Source organism: Sphingomonas silueang, assembly GCF_040049155.1.
Lineage (GTDB): Bacteria > Pseudomonadota > Alphaproteobacteria > Sphingomonadales > Sphingomonadaceae > Sphingomonas > Sphingomonas silueang.
In genome coordinates, this window is sequence record NZ_JBDZDK010000029.1 from 25,532 (window position 1) to 50,501 (window position 24,970).

At 65.7% G+C, this 24,970-nt stretch carries 27 protein-coding genes and 2 pseudogenes; 7 read left to right on the forward strand and 22 right to left on the reverse strand.

Features of this window, described 5'->3' with window-relative positions:
- The first annotated feature begins 61 nt into the window (after nucleotides 1-61).
- From ABLE43_RS19090 to ABLE43_RS19105, 4 genes are read left to right on the forward strand one after another with little or no spacing between them, the layout of a single operon-like run.
- The gene (locus ABLE43_RS19090) at nucleotides 62-394 is read left to right on the forward strand and encodes a hypothetical protein (RefSeq protein WP_131818578.1); all 333 of its coding nucleotides are present in this window, start codon (nucleotides 62-64) and stop codon (nucleotides 392-394) included.
- Nucleotides 395-448: 54 nt separating this feature from the next.
- Nucleotides 449-1,711 (forward strand): TolC family protein, encoded by a 1,263-nt coding sequence (locus tag ABLE43_RS19095; RefSeq protein WP_219753436.1) that lies wholly within the window; start codon nucleotides 449-451, stop codon nucleotides 1,709-1,711.
- Complete coding sequence (locus tag ABLE43_RS19100) at nucleotides 1,708-2,871, forward strand: efflux RND transporter periplasmic adaptor subunit (protein WP_069319171.1); 1,164 nt, start codon at nucleotides 1,708-1,710, stop codon at nucleotides 2,869-2,871. The genes ABLE43_RS19095 and ABLE43_RS19100 overlap by 4 nt, the downstream gene beginning before the upstream one ends.
- A gap of 4 nt (nucleotides 2,872-2,875) precedes the next feature.
- Complete coding sequence (locus tag ABLE43_RS19105) at nucleotides 2,876-6,070, forward strand: efflux RND transporter permease subunit (RefSeq protein ID WP_219753437.1); 3,195 nt, start codon at nucleotides 2,876-2,878, stop codon at nucleotides 6,068-6,070.
- Here the strand turns inward: ABLE43_RS19105 and ABLE43_RS19110 are convergent.
- The 8 genes and pseudogenes from ABLE43_RS19110 to ABLE43_RS19150 form a co-directional block, all read right to left on the reverse strand.
- Nucleotides 6,067-7,485, reverse strand: a pseudogene (locus ABLE43_RS19110) (ISNCY family transposase). The gene ABLE43_RS19105 and the pseudogene ABLE43_RS19110 overlap by 4 nt on opposite strands.
- A 256-nt stretch (nucleotides 7,486-7,741) precedes the next feature.
- Entirely contained in the window at nucleotides 7,742-8,485 is a 744-nt protein-coding gene (arsH, locus tag ABLE43_RS19120; protein WP_348979795.1) for an arsenical resistance protein ArsH, read from the reverse strand.
- On the reverse strand, nucleotides 8,485-8,922 hold the full coding sequence (arsN2, locus tag ABLE43_RS19125) for an arsenic resistance N-acetyltransferase ArsN2 (RefSeq protein ID WP_052490788.1): 438 nt from the start codon (nucleotides 8,920-8,922) through the stop codon (nucleotides 8,485-8,487). The genes arsH and arsN2 overlap by 1 nt, the downstream gene beginning before the upstream one ends.
- Nucleotides 8,919-9,998, reverse strand: a complete 1,080-nt coding sequence (gene arsB, locus ABLE43_RS19130; protein WP_058733679.1) for an ACR3 family arsenite efflux transporter — start codon at nucleotides 9,996-9,998, stop codon at nucleotides 8,919-8,921. Before arsB ends, arsN2 begins: the two co-directional genes overlap by 4 nt.
- A 4-nt stretch (nucleotides 9,999-10,002) precedes the next feature.
- A complete protein-coding gene (gene arsC / locus ABLE43_RS19135) occupies nucleotides 10,003-10,446 on the reverse strand; it encodes an arsenate reductase (glutaredoxin) (RefSeq protein ID WP_058733678.1) in 444 nt (147 codons plus the stop codon).
- An 11-nt stretch (nucleotides 10,447-10,457) separates the two neighbouring features.
- Complete coding sequence (locus ABLE43_RS19140) at nucleotides 10,458-10,790, reverse strand: ArsR/SmtB family transcription factor (protein ID WP_041043227.1); 333 nt, start codon at nucleotides 10,788-10,790, stop codon at nucleotides 10,458-10,460.
- 72 nt (nucleotides 10,791-10,862) lie between these two features.
- On the reverse strand, nucleotides 10,863-11,345 hold the full coding sequence (locus ABLE43_RS19145) for a hypothetical protein (protein WP_058733677.1): 483 nt from the start codon (nucleotides 11,343-11,345) through the stop codon (nucleotides 10,863-10,865).
- A 69-nt stretch (nucleotides 11,346-11,414) separates the two neighbouring features.
- Entirely contained in the window at nucleotides 11,415-12,074 is a 660-nt protein-coding gene (locus ABLE43_RS19150) for a hypothetical protein (RefSeq protein WP_348979796.1), read from the reverse strand.
- A gap of 291 nt (nucleotides 12,075-12,365) precedes the next feature.
- On the opposite strand from ABLE43_RS19150, the gene ABLE43_RS19155 reads away from it, so the two are divergent.
- The 3 genes from ABLE43_RS19155 to ABLE43_RS19165 all read left to right on the forward strand — a co-directional run bounded on the left by ABLE43_RS19155 (nucleotide 12,366) and on the right by ABLE43_RS19165 (nucleotide 14,432).
- The gene (locus tag ABLE43_RS19155) at nucleotides 12,366-12,752 is read left to right on the forward strand and encodes a DUF3768 domain-containing protein (protein WP_041043230.1); all 387 of its coding nucleotides are present in this window, start codon (nucleotides 12,366-12,368) and stop codon (nucleotides 12,750-12,752) included.
- 127 nt (nucleotides 12,753-12,879) lie between these two features.
- Entirely contained in the window at nucleotides 12,880-13,137 is a 258-nt protein-coding gene (locus ABLE43_RS19160; protein ID WP_041043231.1) for a hypothetical protein, read from the forward strand.
- A 2-nt stretch (nucleotides 13,138-13,139) separates the two neighbouring features.
- A complete protein-coding gene (locus ABLE43_RS19165; RefSeq protein WP_348979797.1) occupies nucleotides 13,140-14,432 on the forward strand; it encodes a Fic/DOC family protein in 1,293 nt (430 codons plus the stop codon).
- A gap of 8 nt (nucleotides 14,433-14,440) precedes the next feature.
- Here ABLE43_RS19165 and ABLE43_RS19170 read toward each other — a convergent pair.
- The 14 genes and pseudogenes from ABLE43_RS19170 to ABLE43_RS19235 form a co-directional block, all read right to left on the reverse strand.
- Nucleotides 14,441-14,698 (reverse strand): annotated as a pseudogene (locus ABLE43_RS19170) (SOS response-associated peptidase family protein); the annotation flags it as partial.
- 450 nt (nucleotides 14,699-15,148) lie between these two features.
- Nucleotides 15,149-15,757 carry a DedA family protein gene (locus tag ABLE43_RS19175; RefSeq protein WP_041043233.1) on the reverse strand — a complete coding sequence of 203 codons (609 nt, stop codon included), beginning with the start codon at nucleotides 15,755-15,757 and terminating at the stop codon, nucleotides 15,149-15,151.
- Nucleotides 15,758-15,769: 12 nt separating this feature from the next.
- Nucleotides 15,770-16,147, reverse strand: coding sequence for a hypothetical protein (locus ABLE43_RS19180; protein ID WP_348979798.1), 378 nt, complete (start codon nucleotides 16,145-16,147; stop codon nucleotides 15,770-15,772).
- 98 nt (nucleotides 16,148-16,245) lie between these two features.
- Nucleotides 16,246-16,701, reverse strand: a complete 456-nt coding sequence (locus tag ABLE43_RS19185; RefSeq protein ID WP_041043235.1) for an MgtC/SapB family protein — start codon at nucleotides 16,699-16,701, stop codon at nucleotides 16,246-16,248.
- Nucleotides 16,702-16,815: 114 nt separating this feature from the next.
- Nucleotides 16,816-17,565, reverse strand: a complete 750-nt coding sequence (locus ABLE43_RS19190) for an HAD-IIB family hydrolase (protein ID WP_348979799.1) — start codon at nucleotides 17,563-17,565, stop codon at nucleotides 16,816-16,818.
- Nucleotides 17,562-20,063: a heavy metal translocating P-type ATPase gene (locus tag ABLE43_RS19195; RefSeq protein WP_348979800.1), complete on the reverse strand. Its 2,502-nt coding sequence runs from the start codon at nucleotides 20,061-20,063 to the stop codon at nucleotides 17,562-17,564. The genes ABLE43_RS19190 and ABLE43_RS19195 overlap by 4 nt, the downstream gene beginning before the upstream one ends.
- Nucleotides 20,060-20,668 carry a cation efflux transmembrane domain-containing protein gene (locus ABLE43_RS19200; RefSeq protein WP_019368196.1) on the reverse strand — a complete coding sequence of 203 codons (609 nt, stop codon included), beginning with the start codon at nucleotides 20,666-20,668 and terminating at the stop codon, nucleotides 20,060-20,062. Before ABLE43_RS19200 ends, ABLE43_RS19195 begins: the two co-directional genes overlap by 4 nt.
- Nucleotides 20,665-21,351, reverse strand: coding sequence for a ZIP family metal transporter (locus tag ABLE43_RS19205; RefSeq protein WP_345907590.1), 687 nt, complete (start codon nucleotides 21,349-21,351; stop codon nucleotides 20,665-20,667). Before ABLE43_RS19205 ends, ABLE43_RS19200 begins: the two co-directional genes overlap by 4 nt.
- A gap of 3 nt (nucleotides 21,352-21,354) precedes the next feature.
- Nucleotides 21,355-21,747 carry a hypothetical protein gene (locus ABLE43_RS19210; protein WP_425475291.1) on the reverse strand — a complete coding sequence of 131 codons (393 nt, stop codon included), beginning with the start codon at nucleotides 21,745-21,747 and terminating at the stop codon, nucleotides 21,355-21,357.
- Entirely contained in the window at nucleotides 21,744-22,631 is an 888-nt protein-coding gene (locus ABLE43_RS19215) for a bestrophin family protein (RefSeq protein ID WP_348979801.1), read from the reverse strand. The genes ABLE43_RS19210 and ABLE43_RS19215 overlap by 4 nt, the downstream gene beginning before the upstream one ends.
- 31 nt (nucleotides 22,632-22,662) lie before the next feature.
- Nucleotides 22,663-23,004, reverse strand: coding sequence for a flagellar hook-basal body complex protein FliE (gene fliE, locus ABLE43_RS19220; protein ID WP_058733724.1), 342 nt, complete (start codon nucleotides 23,002-23,004; stop codon nucleotides 22,663-22,665).
- Between the two features lie 45 nt (nucleotides 23,005-23,049).
- Complete coding sequence (locus ABLE43_RS19225; protein WP_348979802.1) at nucleotides 23,050-23,424, reverse strand: hypothetical protein; 375 nt, start codon at nucleotides 23,422-23,424, stop codon at nucleotides 23,050-23,052.
- Complete coding sequence (locus ABLE43_RS19230; RefSeq protein WP_041043242.1) at nucleotides 23,421-23,909, reverse strand: SRPBCC family protein; 489 nt, start codon at nucleotides 23,907-23,909, stop codon at nucleotides 23,421-23,423. Before ABLE43_RS19230 ends, ABLE43_RS19225 begins: the two co-directional genes overlap by 4 nt.
- A gap of 55 nt (nucleotides 23,910-23,964) precedes the next feature.
- The coding region (locus ABLE43_RS19235) for an efflux RND transporter permease subunit (RefSeq protein ID WP_348979803.1) at nucleotides 23,965-24,970 on the reverse strand (1,006 nt) is incomplete at its 5' end.

Consider the following 24,970-nt stretch of genomic DNA (forward strand, 5'->3'; position numbering starts at 1 on the left):
CCGGGTAGCGTCCGATGATCGCGGGTCACGCCATTCTCGCGGAATGATAAGGAGCAAGCTCATGCGCAAGCTGCTGCCCTTTCTCGCCTGTCTGATGCTGGTCCTGACCGGCTGGGCGGGCATGGCGGAGGCTACGGAAGGCGTCGGGTGCATCGAGACCTCTCAGGTCAACACAATCATGCACATGGCTGGCGACTGCGACGAGGTGCCGGCGGATGCGGATAAGGGCTATCCTCATCATCACACCGTCTGTCACGGCCACCATGTCGCCGCACCCGCTGAGCATAGTGTCGACGTCGCCGTGATCGACAGTTGGGCCGAATTTGCGAGCCACAAGGCTCCGGTCTGGCTTGCGCATCAGAGCGACCCGGCGCTTCGACCACCACAGGCCTGACGACGCACCGGGCGCCTTCCGGCGCCTGAGACTGGTTCGTCAGGAGCATCTACAATGAAGCGCATGATAGCGGCCGTGCTGGTCGCGACAGCCTGTGCGTCGAGCAACTCGGCACAGGCACAGGACACGGAGGCGTCGGCACCGCCGCTGACCCTTGATGAAGCTCTTACCGCGGCCGGTGCAGTATCGCCGGCGGTCGAGGTCTCCCGATCGGGCATTCAGGCGGCGCAAGCGCAACGCTCGATCGCCGGCTTGCGGCCTAATCCGTCGCTCGACGCGATGAGCGAGAACGTCGCCGGCACCGGTATCTATAAGGGACTGCGCTCGGCCGAAACGACGGTCGGCGTATCTTTGCCGCTTGAACTCGGCGGCAAGCGGTCCGCGCGCGTCGCGGTCGCCAATGCGCAACTCGACCGCGCGTCGCTCGAAGCGGCAATCATACAGGCCGATCTCCGGTTGCGGGTCACGCAGGCCTATAACGATGCCGCGGCGTCGCAACGCAGGGTAGTCACCGCCCGCGAACAGGTCGGGATCGCAAACGAGGTACTGCGTGCAGCGCGGGTTCGCGTTGCGGCCGGTCGCGCCTCACCGCTCGAAGAGCAGCGCGCCGACGTAGCTCGGCTGAATGCGGAAGGAGCGGCCGAGCGCGCGGAGCGATCCGCCCAAGTGGCGCTCGGCAATCTTGCCCGGCTGATCGGGCGCGGCCCCAGCTCGCTGGATACAGCCTGGTTCGCCCGGATCGAAGGCGCAGGACCACGGTTGCCGGTGCGCAGTGAAGGCACGCTGACGGCCGCGGCGGTGCAGGCCGATCTCACCACGGCGACGGCGCAGGTCCGCCTTGCCAGAAGCCAGAGGGTTCCCGACGTAACGATCAGCGCGTCCGCACGCAGGCTGGAGATGACCAACGATACGGCCGCGGTATTCGGCGTGTCGGTGCCCTTGCCACTGTTCAACAATGGCCGAGCGGCCGTTGATCTGGCCTCTGCTCAACGCACCCAGGCGGACGCGCAGCGCCGCCTCGCGCTGCTCGATGCGGAACAGGCCATCGCCACGGCACAGGGCGACGTTGCGAATGCGGCGACGACAGCCCGCAACGCGACCGGACCGACGCTTGCCGCGGCGCAGGAAGCCGCGCGGATCGCGCGGATCGGCTACCGCGAAGGCAAGTTCGGTCAGTTGGATCTCCTCGAGGCCGAACGCACGCTTGCCGACACCCGTGCGGCCGCGGTCGACGCGCTGGCCGCCTATCATGACGCACAGGCCCGGCTGGAACGGCTCGCCGCCCCGGCGCCTAACGATGCGAAGGACGCACGATGAAAACCAATCATGCGCGGACCCTACTGTCCGCCTTGCTTCCGCTGGCGCTCGCTGCGTGCGGCGGGGCCGAGAAGAAGACCGACGACATGGCCGGTATGGAGGGCATGGAGAAGGGCGAGGGGGCCGAGAAGAAGACGGATAAGGATGCGGTGACGCTCACGGCGCGGCAGATCGCCGACGCCGGCATTGAGGTCGCCCGCCCGACCGTGGGCGGGGTCGCCGGCGCGATCGAGTTGCCCGCGCTCATCCAGGGCGATCCCCAAGGCGTCCAGGTTGTCTCCGCAACCATCGGCGGTCGCTTGGTCGCGCTCACACGCAACCTCGGCCAGCCCGTCCGGCAGGGTGACCCGCTGGCGGTGATCGAGAGCCGCGAGGCCGCTTCTCTGAAGGCGGAAGTCGAGGCCGCTCGCGCCCGCGCCGCACTGGCACAGTCGAACCTTCGGCGCGAACAGCGGCTTTTTGCCGAGCGCGTTTCGCCCGAACAAGACCTGGTGGCGGCGCGGACCGCAGCGACGGAGGCGGCAATCGCGCTGCGCCTCGCGCAGCAACAGCTCGGTACCACGGGGGGCGGTGGTGGTGCCCTCAACCGCATCGCCATGCGCTCGCCGATCTCAGGTCAGGTAATCGCCCGTCCGGCGGTTCTCGGCCAGACTGTCGATGCGAACGCCGAACTCTACCGGGTTGCGAACCTCTCGCGGGTGACGATCACCGCCTCGGTCTCGCCCGCGGATGCAAGCCGTATCCGGCCGGGTACGCGGGTTGAGGTAACCGCAGCCGGTCGTAGACAGGAAGGACGGGTGTCGTTCGTGTCCCCAGCGCTCGATGACAGCACGCGCCTCGTGCCTGTCATCGCCACGCTCGACAATGCGGGGAATACCTGGCGGGTGGGCGAGCCGGTGACGGCGAGCTTCATGCTGCCCGCCAACGGCGATCGTAGCGTCTCGGTCCCCTCCACCGCGGTGCAAAGCATCGAGAACCGCACAGTCGTCTTCGTCCGCACCCCGACCGGCTTTCACGCCACCCCGGTCACGGCCGGTCGCCGCAATGGCGATCAGGTCATCATCAGTTCCGGCCTCAATGGCCAGGAGCGGATCGCCACCACTAACTCGTTCACCCTGAAAGCCGAACTCGGCAAGGGTGGCGGGATGGACATGGACTGAGCCCATGATCTCCCGCCTCGTCACCTTCTCGGTCGAGCGGCGCTGGCTAGTCCTGCTGCTGACTCTTGTCGCCGCGCTCGCGGGCATCTTCGCCCTCCAGCGCCTCCCCATCGATGCCGTCCCGGACATCACGAACAACCAGGTGCAGGTAAACGTCCTCGCACCATCGCTGTCGCCCGATCAGATCGAGCGGCAGGTCTCTTTCACGATCGAAACCTCGCTCAAGGGTATTCCGGGTCTTGCCTATACCCGGTCGCTCAACCGCAACGGCTTTGCCCAGATCACGGCCGTCTTCACCGACGCGACCGACATCTACTTCGCTCGCCAACAGGTCGCCGAGCGGATGCGGATGGCCGAGGAACGGCTGCCGCAGGGCGTCATGCCCGAGATGGGGCCGATCGCGACCGGTCTCGGCGACATCTTCATGTGGACCGTCGAGTTTCAAGAACTCAACCGCGTGAAGCATCGGGATGGCGAACCCGGGCTCCAGCGCGACGGCAGCTACATCACCCCCGAAGGCGAACACCTCGTCAACGAACGCGACAAGGCGACCTATCTTCACACCGTTCAGGAGTGGATCGTGTCGCCGCAGCTCCGCGGGACCGAAGGGGTCGCTGGCGTAGACTCGCTGGGTGGGTTCGACCGTGAATATCTGGTCATTCCGGACCTCCAGCGCTTGGCATCGATGCGACTGACGGTCCAGGACCTCGCTACCGCGCTCGAGCGCAGCAACACCAGCATCGGCGCAGGCACGGTCGATCGGAACGGCGAAGGGTTGTTCGTCCGCTCGGACGCGCGGGTTCGTACCGCTGATGAGCTGTCACGCACCGTGGTCGCAAGCCGCGACGGTGTGCCGATCGTGCTCAATCAGGTGGCAACCGTTAAGGCCGGGCAGGGCATCCGCACCGGCTCGGCGTCCGAGAACGGTCACGAGGTCGTCGTCGGCACAGCCGTGATGCGCATCGGCGAGAACAGCCGCACCGTCGCGACCGACGTCGGTGAACGGCTTCAGGCCATCGGCCGATCGCTGCCGACCGATGTCGTGGTCAAACCGGTGCTCGATCGTACCAAGCTCGTGAACTCCACGATCGCGACGGTTGCCCGCAACCTCGCGGAAGGCGCGGTGCTGGTCATCGTGGTGCTGTTCGTGCTGCTCGGCAACTTCCGCGCGGCGCTGATCGCCGCGATGGTGATTCCGATCACCATGCTGCTCACCGCCACGGGGATGCTGCGTGCCGGCGTCTCGGCCAATCTGATGAGCCTCGGCGCGCTCGACTTCGGCCTCATCGTCGATGGCGCGGTCATCATCGTCGAGAACGCACTGCGCCACCTCGGCACGCGCCAGCACGAAACCGGAGGTGTCCTCCCGCTCAAGGAACGCCTCGCGATCGTGGCGGCGTCGGCCCGCGAGATGATACGGCCCTCAGTCTATGGGCAGGCGATCATCATCCTCGTCTATGCGCCGCTGCTCACCTTCAGCGGCGTGGAGGGCAAGATGTTCGAACCGATGGCGCTGACCGTCATCATCGCGCTCGTCTTCGCTTTCGTGCTGTCCCTGACCTTCGTACCGGCGGCTATTGCCGCCTTCCTCGCGGGCAAGGTCGAGGAGAAGGAAAGCCGGATCGTGGTCTGGCTCAAGCGCCGCTACGAGCCTGGGCTCGATGCTGCCATGCGGCGTCCCAGTCTCACGATAGGGGGCGCGCTTGCCGGCGTCGTGCTGGCGGCGCTTGCCTTCACAACGCTGGGTCAGGAGTTCCTGCCGCAGCTCGACGAGGGCGACATCCTCGTCCAGGCCTGGCGCCCGCCCGGCACGTCGGTCGAACAGAGCCAGCGGATGCAGTTCGCGGTTGAGAAGACGATCAGCCGCGAACCGGAGGTGCAATACGCTTTCTCGCGGACGGGCACGTCGGAGATCGCCAGCGATCCGATGCCGCCCAACGCGACCGACACGTTTGTTATGCTGAAACCACGTAAGGAATGGCCGGACCCGAACCTGCCCAAGGAGGAACTGGTCGAGCGCATCGAGAAGAAGGTCTCGACCATCCCGGGGAACGGCTACGAGATTACGCAGCCGATCCAGATGCGCTTCAATGAGCTCGTCGCCGGCGTGCGCGGCGATATCGCGGTAAAGGTGTTTGGCGACGACTTTGCCAGCATGAATGCGACCGCGGTCCAGATCGCGGACGTGATGCGCAAGGTGCCTGGTGCAGCGGATGTCCGGGTGGAGCAGACCGAAGGACTGCCGCTTCTCGACATTCGTCCCAACCGGGACGCGATGGCGCGCGTCGGTGTTTCTGCCGGCGATGTCCAGGACGTCGTTGCGGCAACCGTAGGCGGCAAGCAGGCTGGCGTGATCTTCGAAGGCGACGCCCGCTTCCCGGTCGTGATCCGTCTCGGCGAAACGGCACGCGCCGATTTGCAGACCCTCGGGCAGATTCCGGTGCCCACCGCGAGCGGATCGTTCTTGCCGCTCGCCAGCGTTGCCGACATCGGTCTCGGCGACGGGCCGAACCAGATCAGCCGTGAGAACGGCAAACGGCGTGTCGTCGTCCAAGCCAATGTGCGCGGGCGAGACGTAGCCGGCGTCGTCGAGGAAGCGCAGGCCAAGATAGCGCAGCAGGTTGCCTTACCGGCCGGCACCTATCTCACCTGGGGTGGGCAGTTCGAGAACCTGGCCAGCGCCCGGGCACGCCTGACGATCGTGGTGCCAATATGCTTCGCCGTCATCATGCTGCTGCTCTACGGTGCGCTCGGATCGCTGCGCGACGCGGCCCTGGTCTTCACTGGCGTGCCGCTGGCGTTGGTTGGCGGTATTCTCGCGCTCCTGCTCCGCGGTCTGCCTTTCTCCATCTCGGCCGCGGTCGGGTTCATCGCACTGTCTGGCGTAGCGGTGCTCAACGGGCTGGTGATGGTGTCTTCCATCCACGATCTGATGCGGGAAGGGATGGACCGGGCGCGTGCCGCACGTGAGGGAGCACTGCTCCGATTGCGGCCCGTCGCGATGACTGCGCTCGTCGCCAGTCTTGGCTTCGTGCCGATGGCGCTGGGGCATGGGGCGGGCGCCGAGGTCCAGAGGCCGCTCGCCACGGTGGTAATCGGCGGGCTGATCTCGGCGACGCTGCTGACCTTGTTCGTCCTGCCGACGCTCTACGCCCGTTTCGGTGGGTGGAGGCCAACCGATGTCGGCTCTGGCCGTTAGCGGGCGTACTCGCCGAGGCCGCGCGCAACCAGCTCTTCGTTGGAGAGGCGGGGACCACGCTTGAGCCTGCTGTTGCCGAGCGTACGACGGTCCAGCTTCTGACCGGATGAAGCCGGGGAGGATGCCTTGAACACGCCGGCCGACTGAGCTGTGCGAGCCGGCTCGTTGTTGTTGCGCTTGGTATGGTGCGGCTGAACCTGCTGGATGGTGCGCGCTAGTGCCAGCGCTGCGTCGAGATGCTTGTTGTCGACCACAGCAGCCTGGTTCACGCGGCGCATCTTGTCGAACATGCGATAGGGTAGGGCCGTGCCCTCATGCTGGATCTCAAGCCGGCCATCCGGGTACTCGCACACGTCCACCTTCTTGCGCGCGAGCGCCTGCGAGGCAGGGGAGGGCTCCAGGATGAACATGGCCTTGTTGTAGTGCAGGGTGAGGGCGCCGGTGACGGTGCGCTGCTCCCGCCACACCAGCTCCGCCTCCAGGTCTTCGTGGATGGCCAGCGGCCGGTGCAGGTCGCGCGGGTCGAACGGCGCCTTGGCGAACCTACGATTGTGCTGCGCCATGTAGGAGGGGAGGAAGGCGTTGGCTTGGTCGATGGTGGAGATGCGCTGTAGCCGCATCGCCTTGACCAGACGGTCCTGCAGCGTCGCGTTGACGCGCTCGACGCGCCCCTTCGCCTGCGGCGAGTTCGCGCAGATCAGCTCGATGTTGAGCCGGTCCAACGCACGGCCGAGGTGGGTCATGCCGTCGCCCTTCGCCGAGGCCGTGTTGTTGCGGAAGGCGCTGTGCTTGTCGGTGTAGAAGGCCACCGGCTTGCCGTGCCGCTCGAGGTAGGTCCTCGTCGCGCGCATGTAGGAAAAGGTGCTCTCGCTCTCGACCATCTCGACGTGCATAAGCTCGCTGGTGGCATCGTCGATGAAGACCAGGAGCGTGCATTGCGGACCGCGGCCCTCGAACCACCAGTGCTTGGAGCCGTCGACCTGGACGAGCTCGCCGCGGCAGTCACGCCGGTAGCGCGGCTGATACGGGCGAGGGCGCTTGGCCGCACGGTCCTGCTACAACCCGGCCTCCATCATGATGCGCCGCAGGGTCTCGCACGACAGGCCGATGCCATGGCGCTCGGCGAGGTACTCGCGCGCCAGCGTCGGTCCGAAGTCGGCGTAGTGCTCGCGCACCAGCGTGGCCACCTCGGCGCGGAAAGCGTCGCTGTAGCGTCGATTGCTCGGTCGTCCTCGCTTGCGCGACACCAGGCCGCTGGCGCCGTCCTGTCGCAGGCGGCCCAGCAGCCGGTACACCTGCCGCCTCGCAAGGCCGAGCAGCTCCATCGCGTCCGCAACCCGGATCTCGCCGCGGTCGAGCCGCATCAGCGTGTCGAACCGGGTGATCTCAGCAGCACTCATCGCCAGCACCGTCATACAATGCGCGTCCTCGTTGCCGAGAACGGCTATGACACCGGCGACCCGCCGATAGCACCGCAGAGTGCCATTTCTATCTAGCGGGCTGGTGCCATTTGTACTTAGCGCTTACAATCAGCCAGTTCGATAAGATAGATTATGTTAAATCGTAGCTGCTGGTGGTGGTCACAAACCTCTCGTCAAACTACGGTGAGCGCCGGCCTGCGGCTCAAGTGAGTCGGCCTCGTCCCAATACCAATTCCTTGGGTATTGCCGATTATATGTGTCCGGTAGCGATGGACGACAGATCGTCAGTTGAAGTCACAGGAACCGCTGCGTGTTTGCGCTCCGAGTAGCGTTCTACGAGCTGCGTCGCGTGTGGCCGTAGCAGGACCGTGAAGCGGACCAGCTCCTCCATCACGTCGACGATGCGGTCATAATAGCTCGACGGCTTCATGCGTCCGGCCTCGTCGAACTCCTTGTAGGCCATCGCGACCGACGACTGGTTCGGGATCGTGAGCATCCGCATCCAGCGGCCGAGCAGCCGCAGCGTGTTGACGGCGTTGAACGACTGCGATCCGCCAGACACCTGCATCACCGCGAGCGTACGGCCCTGGGTCGGGCGCATGCCCTTCATCTCGAGCGGCAGGTGATCGATCTGCGCTTTCATGATGCCGGTGATCTGGCCGTGACGTTCCGGGCTGCACCAGACTTGGCCCTCGGACCACAGCGCCAGTTCGCGCAGCTCATGGACGGCCGGGTGATCGTCTCCGGCCACTTGGTCGGGGAGCGGCAGTGTCGAGGGATCGAAGATCCGCGTTTCCGCGCCGAATAACTGCAGCAGGCGTGCCGCTTCCTCCGTGGCGAGCCGCGAGAAGGAGCGCTCACGCAAGCTGCCGTAGAGCAGGAGTATCCGAGGTGCCGGATCAAGCGGCCCGAGCCCTGTGGCGGGCCGCGCGCGGATATAGGCTGGATCGAGTGCCGGCAGGAGGTCGGGATCGGTGAGCGTACGAAGCGGCATCAAAGAGCTTTCACGAGAAAGGTGGCCGACGCCGGGCAGAGCGCGGTGAACTCGCGCGAGGCGGCAACCGCAGGCGGCGCCGCAGCGCGATCGGCCTCTGCATAGCCGTTCACCCGGAAAAATGGCGCCGCGGTGTCGGTCAGAAGGTGGAGCCGCTCGGCGCCGAGCCGGCGCGCCTCGCCCTCGAGCAGCGCCAGCATCGCACCGCCGATGCCGGCGCCCCGGCGATCGGCCAAGACCACCAGCGAGCGGAGCAGGCGGTCCGACCCTTCGCCCTCGATCCCGCCGAACCCGACCAACCCAGCGTCGTCGTCGAAGCGGACGAAGGCGCGGCCGGGTTCGGCGAGATCGGCGGTCGGCAGCTTGGCGGCTGCCAGCGCGCCGGCCAGATCATCCAGCTCGCCCGGCGCGAGACACGTGACGCGGAGGCCGGTCATGCGTGCGCCCCGCGCTCGTACCAGCCCCGGGATGCTTTCACGATCGAGACGACCGACAGCATCACGGGCACCTCGACCAGCACGCCGACGACCGTGGCCAGCGCCGCGCCCGACTTGAGCCCGAACAGCGAGATCGCGGCCGCCACGGCCAATTCGAAGAAGTTGGATGCGCCGATCAGCGCCGCAGGCGCCGCCACGCACCAGGCAACGCCGAAGCGGCGCGAGAGCCAGTAGGCTAGACCTGCATTGAAATAGACTTGGATGAGGATCGGCACCGCAAGCAGTGCGATCACCAACGGCTGCGCCACGATCGCCTCACCCTGGAAGCCGAACAGCAGGACGAGCGTCGCCAGCAGCGAGACGAGCGACACCGGCCCCAAGCGACCGAGCAGCCGGTCGAGCGCGGCTTGTCCGCCGTTCGTCAGCACGACACGGCGCACGAGCTGGGCGGCGATGACCGGCACGACGATGTAGAGCATCACCGAGATCAGCAGCGTGTCCCACGGCACCGTCACCGAAGCGACGCCGAGCAGCAGCCCGACGAGCGGCGCGAACAGGAACACCATGATGACGTCGTTCAGCGCGACCTGGGACAGCGTGTAGGTCGGCTCGCCCTCGCACAGGTTCGACCACACGAACACCATGGCCGTGCACGGTGCCGCAGCGAGCAGGATCAGGCCAGCGATGTAGGACGGCCCCTCCCCTGCGGGCAGAAGCGGCGCGAACAGCCAACCGATGAACAATGTGCCAAGCGCTGCCATCGAGAAGGGCTTCACCGCCCAGTTGATGAACAGTGTGACGCCCACCCCCTTCCAATGCTGGCGGACCGACCCGAGCGCGCCGAAGTCGATCTTGAGCAGCATCGGTACGATCATCAGCCAGATCAGCACCGCGACGATGAGGTTGACGCGCGCTACCTCGGCCGAGGCAACGCGCGCGAACAGGCCGGGCAAAAGGTGCCCCAAGCCGATGCCGGCAACGATGCAGAGCGCCACCCAGAGCGTCAGGTAGCGCTCGAAGGTGCCGATGCCGGCGCGCGCCGGCGCAGGTCCGGCGACAGGGGCGATCGTCGACATGGGCTCAGCCGACCCGCTCGCCGGACGCGTCCACCACCTGTTCGCCGTCCTCCTTGGCGAACGCGCCGAGCTGCCCGCTCGGCAACAGATCGAGGACGGCTTCGGACGGGCGGCAGAGCTTCACGCCCAAGGGTGAGACGACCAGCGGGCGGTTGATGAGGATCGGGTGCGCCATCATCGCGTCCACCAGCGCCTCGTCGGACAGTGTGGTGTCGCCGAGCCCCAGCTCCGCATAGGGCGTGCCTTTCTCGCGCAGCAGCTCGCGCGGCGAGATGCCCGCCCGCTCAATCAGCTCGACCAGCAGCGCGCGCGACGGCGGGGTCTTCAGATATTCGACCACGTGCGGCTCGATGCCGGCATTGCGGATCATGGCGAGCGCGTTGCGCGACGTGCCGCACTCGGGATTGTGGTAGATGACGATGTCGACGACCGAGTCAGTCCGGCTCATGGGGCGTCCTTTCAGCAGCAGGGAGCGAGTTCGGCGATGAGCGGCCCGCACAATTCGGCGTTGCCGGCACAGCAATCCTTGACGAGGAACAGCGTTAGCGCGCGCAGCCCGTCGAGGTCGGCGCGGTAGATGATCGACCGGCTGTGCCGTTCGGAGCGAACGAGGCCGGCACGGGCCAGAATACCAAGGTGCGCCGACATCGTGTTCTGCGGCACATCCAGCCGGCGGGCGATCTCGCCTGCAGCCAACCCGTCAGGCTCGTGCCGCACCAGCAGACGAAACACGTCGAGGCGCGTGCCCTGCGCCAACGCCCCCAGTGCCGCGATCGCTAACTCGTTTTCCATATATCCAGCATAGCAGATATATCATAGAGCGATAGGCCTTCTCCCTTACCGCGGTTCGAGTGAATGGGGGGCTTAGGCGGTGTGACGCGCAGGTGTGCCACGTGGCACACCCTGCCCCGCCCCGATCGTCGGCAGCCCATCGAGCAGAGCCAAAAGATCGCCCAGCGCACGCCTGCGATAGGCGTTGTACCACCGGCGCCGGCGATGCTCGGCCGCGTCGTGGATCATGTGGCAGCGCTGGCAGAGCGCGGCGAGATTGCGCGGCGCATTGTCGGTCGGGTCGTGATTGAGGTGCGCGCAGGCGATATACACCCGCGTGAGCCGGACGATCGCGGCGACGTCTGCCCCGACGACACGGATGCGCCGTCCCCGCCCGTCGCGCCACTGTCGGCGATCGGCATCCCACCAGCGACCATCGCCAAGATGGAAGACGCGCGCACCGTGCGGCCGTCGGCAATGCTCGCAGCGGCCTTTAGCGCGGCCGAACCGGATCAGCCTGGACAGCTCGGGCCAGTCGATCGGGTACAGCCAGCGATGTTCCGGCATGATCGGCATGACGATTCTATGAGTCAGGGCCGAGCGGAACGAAAGCAGAAAATCACGGTCCGCACCGCGGGCGGCACATCACTCGCGCCAGCGCTGCCCATACTGAGCTAAGCGAGCCTCGATTTCGTCGATCCGGCGCCGCTGCGCCGCGGTGAGCGCCGCCATGACTCGCTTGAAAGCGGCCGGCTTCATCGTTCGGAGCTGGCCGATATCGCTGTCGCGGCGCAGCCGCACCTTCCAGTCGGCCGGGCGATACTCCACCCCGGCCGAGCCGAGCCGCCAGAAGATCATCGCCACCTGGTTGGGGGTGAACGCACCTTTGTCGTCGACGAAGGCGATGAAGTTCTGCGCGTCGAAGTCGGGTGCCTTGCGACCGAGCTTGAGCAGCGCGGTCATGACGCGTTGCTTGCGCGCGTCCTCCACCAGGCCGCGGCGGTGACGGTCCACCAGCTTTCCCGTATCGCGTGCATCGAGCTGTCGCCCTTGCTCGTCAATGCCGGCGATCTCGAAGCGCTTGATGCACTCGGAGCCGACCAGCAACGACGCGGACGTGCCGTCGTTCTCGATCTCGAAATGGTAGCGAAGCTCCTGCTGCCCGCACAGCTCGCAGGTGCCGTCCGCCGCTTCGAGGTCGAAGAAGCGCCCCGTATAGGTCCACTCCTTGAGCGCGGCGCCAAGGGTGCTCGCGCGGCTGAGCGGTAGCAACGACGCCGACGCCCGCTCCGCCCAGTTCGACATTCGCGCTTCCCCCCGAAGTCCCCTCCCGAACCTTATCCGTTTGTCTGGCGCGGGGCGACCCGCGCCGGGGAACGCCAAGGGCGCCGCCCTTTCGTTCCCGAACGACAATCTTGCCGCCCGTGTAAGCCGCCAAGCGCGGCGCCCGGCCCCGTCGGTGCCGGCCGCGCTAGGGCGGCTCGCCCGCGCCAGCTTACCAAGATTCTCGTTCCCCTCCCCATCCCGTCCTCGCCGGACAGGCAGGGCCGTGAGGCCGAACGGCCTTGCGGCCCATGCCAACAAGGAGGATCACCCATGCCGACCCCCGAGCAGATCGACACCATCCGGCGTCTCAACGATGCGGCGCGTACCCACCCTGGCCTCGCGAGCCTCGCCAACGTTACGATGGGATTCCAGGCCCTCCCCGAGCTGGACCGTTTCGCCGCGTTGGTCGCGATCACCCGGTTCACGAAGTTCGATGGCAACAACGACCCTCATGGCGAGCACGATTTCGGCGCGATCTATAAGCTCGCAACCGGCGCGTGGACGCAGGACCGTCCGGACGATGCAAAGGCGGTTGTGCAGACGGTGTTCTGGAAGATCGACTGCTACGACACGAGCCTCACCTACGGCAGTGACGCTCCGTGGAATCCCGAGCAGACTAAACGGGTGCTGACGATCATGCTGGCCAGCGAATACTAACGCCTGTGGCGTAGCGATCCGCGCTCGATTGAGCGCGGATCAACCGTGCCGAAACGGACCTGCGCCAACGTGATTTGTTGAGAAATCGCGGGGGAGCGCGTAGGGTTAACGGCGAAAGGATGACGCGATGGCCCAGATCAATCTCGACACGCTGCGCGAGCGCATCCGCTCCATGGACTTTGAGCGTGGCACCCCCGAGCAGATCGCGCTCTGGCGCGAGGACGTAGCAGAGGCGCGCGCCAACCTCGTCATCGAGGACATGACGCCGACCGGCGACGAGGATGCCATGTTCGCCATGATGCTCGATGAGGGTGTTCCCCCTTCGCTCATGCCGTCCATCATCCTCGGCCTCTACAAGCCAGGAACCCACCAGATCGCGGCCTGACCTTGGCAGACGATCCCTACACCTACCCCGGTACGGACACGCTCCGGAACCGGCTTGGGATCACGGACGACAAGACCCTCATGGAGGCCGAGCGGAGATTGACCTTGGCGCGCGGCGCAGAAGCCGCGCGCCTGACCTTTCCAGCGACGGCCGACGGCTATCGCGCCCTGCATCGGCACCTCTTCCAGGACCTCTACGACTGGGCGGGTCAGGACCGCACCGTCAACATCGCCAAGGGCGGCTCCAGTTTCGCGCACGTGCCTTACATCGCGCGCGAGCTCGACAAGCGGTTTGCCGACGCGCGCGCGGGCGACGCCCTGAAGGGCCTCGCCCGCGATGAGTTTTTCGACCGGCTCGGCAACCACATCAACGAGATCAATGCAATTCACCCTTTCCGCGAGGGGAACGGGCGGACGATGCGCCACCATGCGGCGCAGCTCGCCCGCGATGCCGGCCCTCCCATACGGATCGCGTCGATCGATAAGACCGCGTGGATGGACGCGTCCCGGCATGGCTTCCTCACCGGCGATCATCGGCCTATGGCCGCCGTGCTCGCCGAGGCGGCGATCCGTCGTGACCTCGCGCCCGAGGCGCGGATCGGCCCTGCCGGGATCGCCTTGCTGCCTCAACGCGCGCCGCCCGAAGGGCAGCGCTACCGGGTGACGCTGACTAAGGCACGCGAGGAACTGGACCGCTACCTTCCCGCCGCCCGCCAGCAGGCGGCCGACCGGCTGCGCAGCCTCGTTAGGGATGGCGCCCCATCCCCTGTCATCGCCAACGCACGCACCGAACTGGCCTATGTTCGCCACGCCAAAGGTCCGATCTACCAATCGCACCTTCTCACCTATCTGGGCGTGCGTCAGGTCGATGCCGTCATCACGCCCCAGCAGACCCCGCTTGAGCGCGTGCGCGAGATCGGCGCGGCTCTCGGCGTCCAGATCAATTCGCAGCAGCCAGCGCAGCTCCAGCGCGCCGTCCGCTCGCTGGAGCGACCGATCCTGCCGCCTGGGGCTTCGCCAGGCCAGGAGCGGCTCGCCGAGCTGTTCCTGAAGAACACGGCCGAGAAGAACCACGCCGACCCACGTCTCGCGCCCGCCCAGACGATCGTCGACGACGCCATGCAGAAGGCGCGCGAGCGCGGCGAAAGCGCGCGCATGGTCAACACGGTCGGGGAATCCACTCGCCAGCTTGTCGCCGACCGGATCAAGATCGGGGCCGCGCTCGAAGGGGCGTCCGCCCCGCCGCCCGACCGGAGCACGCCGCCCCCGGATCGTGGCAAGGATCGGAGCCGCTAGGCTTCGCCTTAGCGTTCGGGGCGTCGGGTCGGAAAGACCGGCCCGCGTACCGTCATCCTGGCGGGGTCATAGGGCTTCTGCAGGGCGACGATCTCGTCATAGAAGCCGCGCAGCCAAGTATCGACATCCTCAGGCTCCAGGATCGTAATCATCGCCTTGGGATGGATCGGCGCAACGAGCGTGTTGGGGGCACACGTCACCATCGTGAAGCCGTTGCCGTCCTCTGTGCGCTGCTAGAACCCGGCAACTGCGAACACCCGCTGATCCCCACAGGGTTTCGGGCTCGTTCGACATATGGGCGCGGTTTCACCTTGCGTCAGGTATCCCCATCCAAACGACGTCGCGTAGCGAGCCACCGGATCTCCTGGAGCCGGTGATTAGGCCGGGCTCTTCTGCGACGCTTCGTGTCGAGACAGGCGCTCGCGATGGGCGGTTGCGTCCGCAAAGGCGAGAAGGGTCCAGCGGCGATGAGCACCCGCTATTTACTGTTTCTCATTATGTTGATCCTCTCCATGTTACGGCCCAACGCCACTTCCCTCCGTTGCGACGCCATGCGTGAAATCCGTTGCGGTGAAGCCGTGCAACCCACTTGATGAGAACGATCGCGCTAGCTGGCGAGATCAGGCTAAAGGCACGTGCGAAGCGTGTGATGCGGACAAGCATCGAAGCCGCTATGAGCCAAAGGCCGGCAGGAGGCACGGGCAGCAGGCCAGCCATCAGTGGCCACCCCTTGATCGCCCGAAAGTCGCGACCCGCCAAAGATACCAGATGACGGCCAGCGCGAGCACGGCGTTGCTGACCGGCTCGATGACGCTCGCCACCTGGCTATAGCGCTCGCCCAGCTCATAGCCCGCCAGCACGAGGATCACGGTCCATATGGCCGAGCCGGCGAGCGTCGAGACCAAGAATGGACCAAGGGGCATCCCGCTGACCCCAGCGGGCACCGAAATCAGGGTCCGGACTCCCGGGACCATGCGCCCGAACAGAACCGCCCAACGACCGTAGCGGTCGAACCAGCGGTCGACATGATCGACCTCACCGGGCGTCAACGTCAGCCATCGGCCGTGGCGGGAAGCAAAGCGCTTCAATCGATCGATGCCGATCCAGCGGCCGACATAGTACCACAGCACTGCCCCTGCAGCCGATCCAAGGGTGCCGGCGATTGCCACTACCCACAGCGAGCCGCGCCCCTGCGCAGCGGTGTAGCCGGCAAGTGGCAGGATCACTTCCGACGGGATCGGCGGAAAGACGTTCTCCGCCAGCATCAACAGGAAGACGCCAAGGCCGCCTAGTGACGCGAGGATCGATGTTATAATGTCGAACACAAACCAGCCTCGTCAGAAGATCCAATAGGAGATCGCGCAAATCACGAGCAGGAGGGCGACGACGGACCCAACGATCCGATTTTCCAGGCGCGGACATTCGACGTTCCTGATCCGCACGGCGAGCTGCCAAGCGGGTCGAACCGGACACCGCCACGAACCTGCGGCAATCCGATCCAGTTCGGCATCCGACAACCCGAAGAACGATTTTGCTTCACCGCGCGATCGTCCCGCCAACCCCATCACCCGCAGCACCACGTCGCTCCATGCGACATCGATCGCGCTCGGCCGATCGACCATCGTGCTGCGCGCGTCACCGCCCGCCCACGAGGGGGACAGCAGGCCGATGATCTGGTGGGGATTGCGCTCCAGCAGTGTCGCCCAGCGCAGCAAGCGATGTTGGCGGTCCCGCGCCGCGATGGTCCTCGCCGGTGCCCAGCGCCGGGTAAGGCATCGCACAGGCCGCGTCCATCGGCTCGCCCAAGGGCTCGTCATGGGCTCGCCGAGGTGCCGACGTCGCCATTGGTGGCGCGCTTGAGCGGACGAGAACAGCGCAGGGTGAGGAAGGTGGTGGCGCTCAGGATGAAGGCGATGTCGTATAGGCCGTAGCCCACGGCCGCGCCGAGTGCCCCAGTCGCCCACAGACTGGCCGCCGTCGCCGTACCTGACGCCTTGTCGCCCTTCTTCAGAATCGCGCCGCCCCCGATGAAGCCGACGCCCGTAATCAGACCTTCGAGCAACCTGGCTTGCGCTGGAGACGTGCGGCCGAGGATCGCGATGCCCACCAGCACGAAGCCGCAACTGGCGATGGCCACCAACGGGAATGTGCGGATGCCTGCGCTGCGGGCGTCCTTCTCGCGATCCCAGCCAACAGGAAGGGCGAGCGCATAGGCGACGGCGAGACTGATGATATGGGTGGTTATCTCCCACCACGAGCTTTGAAACATGTCGGCCTGCCTGTTCTACGCGATTGCTCCAGACCGGAGGTAAAGGGGTAAGGTCGGGACGAGAGTCCCACAGACGTTCAGGCCCAAGGCGGAGATCGCGAACATCGGCGATCCCTACCGGTGCAGACATGCGATGATGGCGGTCACGACGGCGGTGGTTTCCGCAACGTCGCGCACTCTCACCGTATCGAGGCCAATTTCAGCGGCGGGATAGTCATTCCCACCGGGGAAGATCGCATCGCCGATGAACAGCATCCCGTCGAGCGGGACGCCGCTTTCAGCACTCAGGCGCTTCAGGCCATAGCCCTTGTCCACCCCTGCCCTGGTCACGTCGATCGATGTCGTGCCACCTAGATTGATCGAGAGGTCCGGCAGCGTCGCGCGCAACGTGGCCTGCAACGCGGTCCTCTTCTTTCGGTCGGGATCCCACGCTTCCTTTTCCTTCAGCGGCGCTGCCTGCCCCAGGCCCGAAAAGGTGATCTGGCTGCCCCGGTCCTCGATCCGTTCGCCCCAGATACGTTCGTCGGCGAGACCGGCATCGGTCAGCGCCTGATCGAAGGCCGTGCGGATCTTCGCCTTCTCCGCGTCGTCGAACAGTTCGGCATAGACCGCGCGCCAAGCGCCATTGATGAACCGATAGAGTTTCGTGCCTGTGGTCGGCATCAACCAGAGACGGTCGAGCGCGACGCCGGCCGGAAGGCGCGAGGCGATCTGCTTTTCGAACTGCGGCCAGTCCCCGCCCGAGATCACTGCCACATCGGTGACGGCAAGCAATCGAGCGAGGGTCGCCGCCATGTCCTCCGATAACGGCCGCTTGCTCTCGGCAAGCGTGCCGTCGAGGTCGAAGGCGATCAGCCACTTCATGCCGCCTTCCCTGCCGGATCGCGGTAGGCGAGCAGCCTGAGCGCATTGATGACGACGAGCAGCGTCGATCCCTCATGAACCGCCACCGCTGGCCCAATGCCGAGGCCGAGGATGGTAGCAGGCACCAGGAAGGCGACGACACCCAGGCTGACGAAGACGTTCTGCCGGATGATTCCACGGGTATGGCGGCTAAGACCGACTGCGAATGGCAGGTGCGCCAGATCGTCGGCCATCAGCGCCACGTCGGCTGTCTCCAGCGCAACGTCCGACCCCGCCGCGCCCATCGCGATGCCGACCGTGGCGCTTGCCATCGCCGGCGCATCGTTCACGCCGTCGCCCACCATCGCGACCTTGTCTTCGCCGGCGAGCTTCTTGATCGCGGCAACCTTGTCTTCGGGCATGAGGTCGCCCCACGCTTCGTCGATCCCGACTTCGTCGGCGATCGCTTCGGCGACTTTCTGGTGATCGCCGGAGATCATTATCATCCGCGACACGCCCATCTCGTGCAGCCGACGCAACGCGGTCTTGGCAGCTTCGCGAGGCGTGTCCATCAGGCCGATCGCGCCCAGGTCGCGGTCCCCCTTGCGGACCACCATTGTCGTGCGGCCGTTCTCGCGCAGCTTCGCGATTGCGTCCTGCGCGCCCTGCCCCAGCGCCGGAATGCCCTCACTTCCGAACATCTCGGCCTTGCCGATCCACACCGTCTCGCCATCCACGCTCGCGGTGACGCCCCGACCGGTCAGGCTCTTGAGGTCGCCGGCAGTCGGCACGGCACGATCGTTCAGACGTTCGCGGCCGTCCTTGACGATCGCTTGGGCCAGGGGATGGTCGCTCAACGCTTCGACGGCGACAGCCAGCGCCAGCAACTCGCCTTCATCGGCGCCATCGACGGGCACGACATCAGTGATGCGCGGACGACCTTCGGTCAGCGTGCCCGTCTTGTCGAAAGCGATCGCTTTGAGCGACCCGAGGTTTTCGAGCGGTGCACCGCCCTTCACGAGCACGCCGCCCCGCGCTGCACGGGCAACGCCCGACAGGACCGCGCTCGGCGTTGCGATCGCGAGCGCGCACGGGCTTGCCGCCACCAGCACCGCCATCGCGCGATAGAAGCTGTCGCGGAACGGCTCGTCGACGACCACCCATGCGAACAGCAGGAGCACTGACAGGACCAGGACGGCGGGCACGAAGATCCGTTCGAACCGGTCGGTGAAGCGCTGCGTCGGCGACTTCTGCGTCTCCGCTTCGCTCACCATCTTCACGACCTTGGCAAGCGCGCTTTCATTGGAACGGCGTGTCACCTCGATCTCGATCGCGCCGCCGCCGTTGATCGTACCAGCAAAAACCCGGCTTTCCGCGTCGACTGCATCGGGCTTGGCGCGTGCCGCTGCGGCATCTGCGACCGGCACCTTGTCGACCGGGATGCTTTCACCCGTGACCGGGGCCTGGTTGATCGCGCTGGTGCCCTTGATGACGAAGCCGTCGGCAGGCAGGCGCTCGTTCGGGCGGACGATGGCAATGTCCCCGACGACCATCTGCTCGACCGGGATTTCGCTGGTCTGCCCGCCGCGTCGCACGGTCGCGGTTTCGGGCGCGAGCTTCGCCAGCGCCTCGATCGCCTTCTTGGCGCGGCCCATTGCATAATGCTCAAGCGCATGGCCGAGGCTGAACAGGAACAGCAGCAGCGCACCTTCGGCCCATGCGCCCAGCGCAGCGGCGCCGGCCGCAGCGACCAACATCAGCGTGTCGATCTCGAACTTCTTCATCCGGAGGTTGTCGATCGCCTCGCGCAGCGTGAAGAATCCGCCGAAGAAATAGGCTGCGACATAGCAGGCCGTGGGCAGCCACTCCGGTGCGCCGGCAACCAGCCTCTCGATCGCATAGCCGATCCCCAGCAGCGCGCCGCAGGCAAGCGCGAAGATCAGCTCGGTATTGGGGCCGAGAAATTCGGCGTGGCTGTGGTCGTGGCCATCGCCGGGGCCGTGCTTCTCTTCGCCCGCGTCGTGGCCCCCGGGGCCGTGGTCGTGGCCGGCATGGTCATCGGCCGCGACCCGCTTGCCCACACCGACCTTCAGCTTGCGAAGTGCGGCGCGGACCTCCTCTTCGGTGGTTTCCCGGCGATCATACTCGACCCGAACCGAGCCGCTGGTGCTGGCGCTTGCCTGGACGACGCCGGGCAAGGCGCACAGCGCATCGCTGACGGTGCGCGCCCGGCGCTCGTGATTGATACCCGTCACCTGCCAGATCGCATGGCCGTAGCGCTCGGTGATCTCGGCGCCTGCGGCGCGCACCATTTCGCGCAAGCGCGGCAGCGGCAGCTTGGCAGCGTCGAAATGGATGCACAGCGCCGCCGGCGTGTCGCCGTCGAGGCAGATCACATGCGCCCGCTCCACGCCTTCGCGCTTCGACAGGGTCGATACGAGACGGTCCAGGCAGGCATCGGCCGCATCAGGCAGACCCGGCAACAGCACTGGAATATCGAGTTCGAGCTTGTCGTTCATGACGACCTCCTTTCGCTTTTCTTGGTTTCGGCGCGCGCGTCGCGCAGGATTTCGACACCGCCCTTGATGGCGATGATGGCGGTCGCGAAGCCGACCAGCAGGTCCGGCCAGTTGGTGCCCAGCCACAGCACCAGCACGCCCGCGATCAGGATGCCGCCATTGGAAATGAAGTCATTGAAGCTGAAGGTGGTGGCGGCCCGTAGGTTGACGTCCGGATCCTTGAGCCGCTGGAGCAGCCGCAGGCAGAGGTAGTTTACGACGCCGGCGATCGCCGACATGACCATCATGGTCGGTCCGATCGGCTCGCTGCCCTGAAGGTAGCGCCGGCCAACGTCGATCAGAATACCGCCCGCGAAAATCAGCAACATGACGCCCGAAGCGACCGCGGCGCGTGTCTTCCACGTCTGGCCCCGGGTGAGCGCCACAAGGCTCAGCGCATACACGGCCGTATCGGACAGGTTGTCGACACCGTTGGCGATCAGGGCGCTCGAATCCGCGAAAAATCCTGAGACGAAGAAGCCCGCCGCGATTGCCGCGTTCAGCAGCAGGACGATCCAGAGGGTGCGACGCTCTTCGCCGCCATTGTTGTCGTTGCTCGGGATCATCCGATGATCTCCTCGAGCGTTAGCAGGGCAAGGAACCCTACGAAGAACATCGAGCTGATGAGCGGGGTGTCAGGCTTCTCGTGCGCCTCAACCAGCAGCTCTTCCGTGACGAGGTAGAGCAGCGCCATCAGCCCAAAGCTCAGGAAGCCAGCGACCATTACCGGCGAGAGCGTGGCGACAGGAACGGCAGCGAGCGCGCCGATCGGCAGCAGCAGCGCCAAGGCCGAGACGATCACTATGATGCGCGGGCGCGAGCGATAGGTTTCCGCCAGCTCGTTGGTCAGTGTCAGACCCAGGAAGAGCACTTCGAGCGTCAGCGCGATCGTCAGCAGGAATCCCGCCTTCTCGCCCGCGACGAACGCAAGGCCGAGCACCAGACCATCGACCAGAATGTCGATGCCGATCGCGGCCAGCAACGCCATCGGTCCCTTGAAACGAGCCTCAAAAGCCTTGAGCCCCAACATCGTCGCGACACCCGCCGCCCCACCGATCAGTGTCGCGCTGGGCGAAGCCTCATGCTTGACCTGCGGCAGGATTTCGGTCGCTGCCGCCGCAAACACGACGCCGGCAGCGAGATGCTGTAGGCCCGCCACGAGGCCAGGGTTCAACTTGGTGCGGCTCGCGATGATCGCGCCGAGCACGACCGCCAGCACAGGCGCAAGCGTGTAGAGCAATGCTTGCATATGCTATGATCCCTCCGGGGTTCGGTGACAGACGCGGATCTTCCCGCGCTGCGTGAAGGCGATCGACCCACCCGCCACGACTGCCCGCGACTGGTCGCCGCGAAACTCATCGCCGGTCCGTTGCGCGTGCAGGATCTCGGTTCTGCCCTTGGGCAGCCAGGTGACAGCCATCTTCAGGCCGTCATCGATGAAGTCGACATCGGCGCGCGATCCGTCGTCGCAATACATGATGCGCTGCGCGATCAATCGGGGCGTCAGATGCGTTTCATGCGCCGGCTCGACAGGTTCGCTCGGCGCGGGATTGCACGCTCCGACGACCATACCCGCGAACAGAACGGCGCCGATGCGCGCGGCTGTAGGGCCAGGCAGGTGCCGCAAGGCATGCACCGCCCTCACCACAGCACGCCGTGATCGGGCGTCAGCGGCTGAGGGGCTGGCAGTCCCGCCGTCTGAAGAAGGTCGATCTCGATCGTGCGGCACATGGCCGTGAGCGGGACATCGTGAACGCTATTGGCGAACGGATCGGTCAGATCCTCGCCGATGCTCAGCACCGCGAGGAAGACGAGTCCGATCAGCGTCGATCCGATCGGCGTGGCAAGGCCAAGGGATTCGACCAGCGCGATCGGGAGCAGCACGCAGAACACGCGCGTGAAGAGGTTCGGGAAGAACCGAAAGCCATTGGGCAGCGGCGTGTTCTTGATCCGCTCCATGCCACCCTGCGCATTGGCGATGTCGATCAGGACGCGCTCCACAGTTGCCTGCTGGATCTCGGTGATCCGACCTTCCGCGAGCGCGTCGGCGTAAATGCCCGATATGTCCTCCAAGAGCGCGTTGGCAGGGTTCAGGCGAGCGACCGCCATATCGGCGACGTCCGTTCCAGCGATCCGGCCAATCTCTTCATAGGGCGACTGTCGGCGAAGCTGGCAGCGCATCGAGTGCGCGAAGGCGATCTGCCGCAGGATGATGTTGTGCCGCATCTCGCTGCCCTCGGGTTCTCCCTTGGTCAGGCTGCGTGTGATCCTAGCCAGGCTGCGCGACGCATTGATGAGCGCGCCCCAAAGGGTTCGCGCTTCCCACCAGCGAGCATAAGCAGCGTTGGTCCGAAACCCCATGAAGAGCGCGATGGCAGTGCCAAACAGCGCCGTCGGCAAAGGCGGTTCCTTGATCGGGGTCATCATGTGGAATGCCGTCACCGCCACGTCCCACACGAACAGGATCGTGAGAGGCTTCCAAACCTCGATAATGATCTGCTTAAAACGAGGCCTCGCGCCGACTATCATATCAATTACGCCCTAAATCTCGTAGCGATCGTCATCCGATCGGCATGTTCATGATGTCCCGATAAGCGGACAGCAGCTTGTTCCGGACTTGCAGGGTCGCCTCGAAAGTAATGGATGCGCGGCTCTGGATGAGCGCGACGGTTGCGATGTCGGTGGTTTCGCCACGCTCATATGCTTCGGTGACGACATCCTCTTGCTCCTGGGTCTCGTTGACCTTCGCGACCACGGCATTGAGGGTGTCGGCGAAGTTCGACACCGGAGCGGTCGGCGTCACGCCGGGTGGTGCCGTCGGCTGCGCCTCACGCAAAGCGCGGCTTCGCGCGATCACTTCGGCGCGAATGGCCATCACATTCGAGATCGACGTGTCAGACATCGTTTCTCTCCCGTTGCAGTGCGACATGTCGGAAGACAGGACGGTTCATCGGGTGCCCTCCCGTTCGCAGATTCGGGTGCGGCCCTCGCCTTCCACGACGGTGAGCTGCGACCCCTTGAAGGTCGCGGTGGCTGTCTCGCCGACATATTGGAGGCCCTGCGCTGGCGCGGTCAGCGTTATGGGCACGGCGCTGCTGGAGCGCCGCAAATCGATCTGCAGGCCGTTGTCCTTGTAGTCGACGAACAGCGGTTCCCCGTCGGAACAGCGATAGGGATGGCACCCCATTTCCCCGGTCGCCACGGCGCTGTCGGACGAATGGATTTGCTGCTCCGTTGGCGGGGCTGGCGGCTTGCCTTCCGTGCAAGCCGCCAGCCCGACAACGAGGATGAGGGCGGGCAGTACCCGCTTCGACGGCATCATCGCGCCTTCCTCCTGTAGCGGGAGGGGACGCGCTGACGATTGATCCCAAGGGCAGGCTGACCCACCCGCCAGCGCAGATAGGTTGCGAGGCGATCGTCAGCCTCGATCATCAGGGACCGCAGGCGACGCAACATCATCGCCGCGAACGGCAGAGACAGCGCCCCGCGCAGCGTGCAGCTATGTGTTAGCCTGGTGCCACCATCGTCCCCTGCCAGCTCGTACCGCTCTTCGAGCGTGAACAGATAAGGGATGCCGCAGGACCAAGCGAAGGCTCGCGGCTTATCGAATTGATCGATCCGTGCCGGCGTCCGAATCGGCCGGTTGATGCCCTGGATCGCAAAGGTTCCTCTCGTGTCGCCGAGCTGACCCGGGTTATCGAGGAGTACCAGCGGGCTCCAAGCTCGGCGATGATCCGGGTCGGTGAGTGCCGACCAGATCCGCAGTGGCCCGCCGTGAAGCATTGAGCTGGTTATGGTGCGAGGCATATCCTCATCTCCCAGAGATGAGCGGGGGCGATCGCGGATCGCCCCCGCTCACCCATCAGGCCAAGTTGTTCACGAAGGTCTGACCGTGGTCGTCCCCTTCATGCTCCCCATTGTAGTGCTCGGATTTCTCGATCACCTTCTGACCGAAGCGGGCATAGAGGGTCGGCAGCACGAACAGCGTCAGCAGCGTCGCCGAGATCAAGCCGCCGATGACAACTGTCGCCAAGGGCTTCTGCACCTCCGCACCCGCGCCCTCGCCAAGCGCCATCGGCACGAAGCCGAGGCTGGCGACGAGCGCGGTCATGACCACGGGCCGCAGTCGCTGCATTGCGCCGACATGGGCCGCCTCTTCGCGCGATAGCCCCGACCGGATCAGATCCTGGATCGAGCTGACCATCACGAGGCCGTTGAGGACCGCGATGCCCGACAGGGCGATGAAGCCCACCGCCGCCGAAATCGAAAAGTCCATGCCTCGCAAGAAGAGCAGCAGGACACCGCCCACCAGCGCGAAGGGCACGCCGGTGAAGACGATCGCGGCATCGCGGACCGATCCCAATGCGCCATAGAGCAGCAACAGGATCAGGATGAAGCAGGCCGGAATAACCAGCTTCAGCCGCTCGCTTGCCGATTGCAGGTTTTCGAATTGGCCGCCCCATTCGAGATAGGTACCGGCAGGCAGCCGAACCTGGCTGGCGATCGCTGCCTGCGCATCCGCAACCACCGATCCGACGTCGCGGCCACGCACGTTGGCTTGCACCACCACGCGCCGTTTGCCATTCTCGCGGCTGATCTGGTTGGGACCGTCGACCACCTTGATCTCGGCGACGCTGGACAGCGGCACATAGCCGCCGCCTGCGACCGGCACCTGCACCTGCTGGAGCAGGCCGATGTCGGCGCGCTGCGCCTCAGACAGGCGGATCACCACCGGGAAGCGACGATCGCCCTCGAAGATCTGGCCCGATGTTCGCCCGCCGATCGTCGCAGTCACGGTGTCCTGCACATCCTGAGCCGTAACGCCCAACCGCGCCATCGCGTCGCGGTTGACGCGAATGTCGAGCATG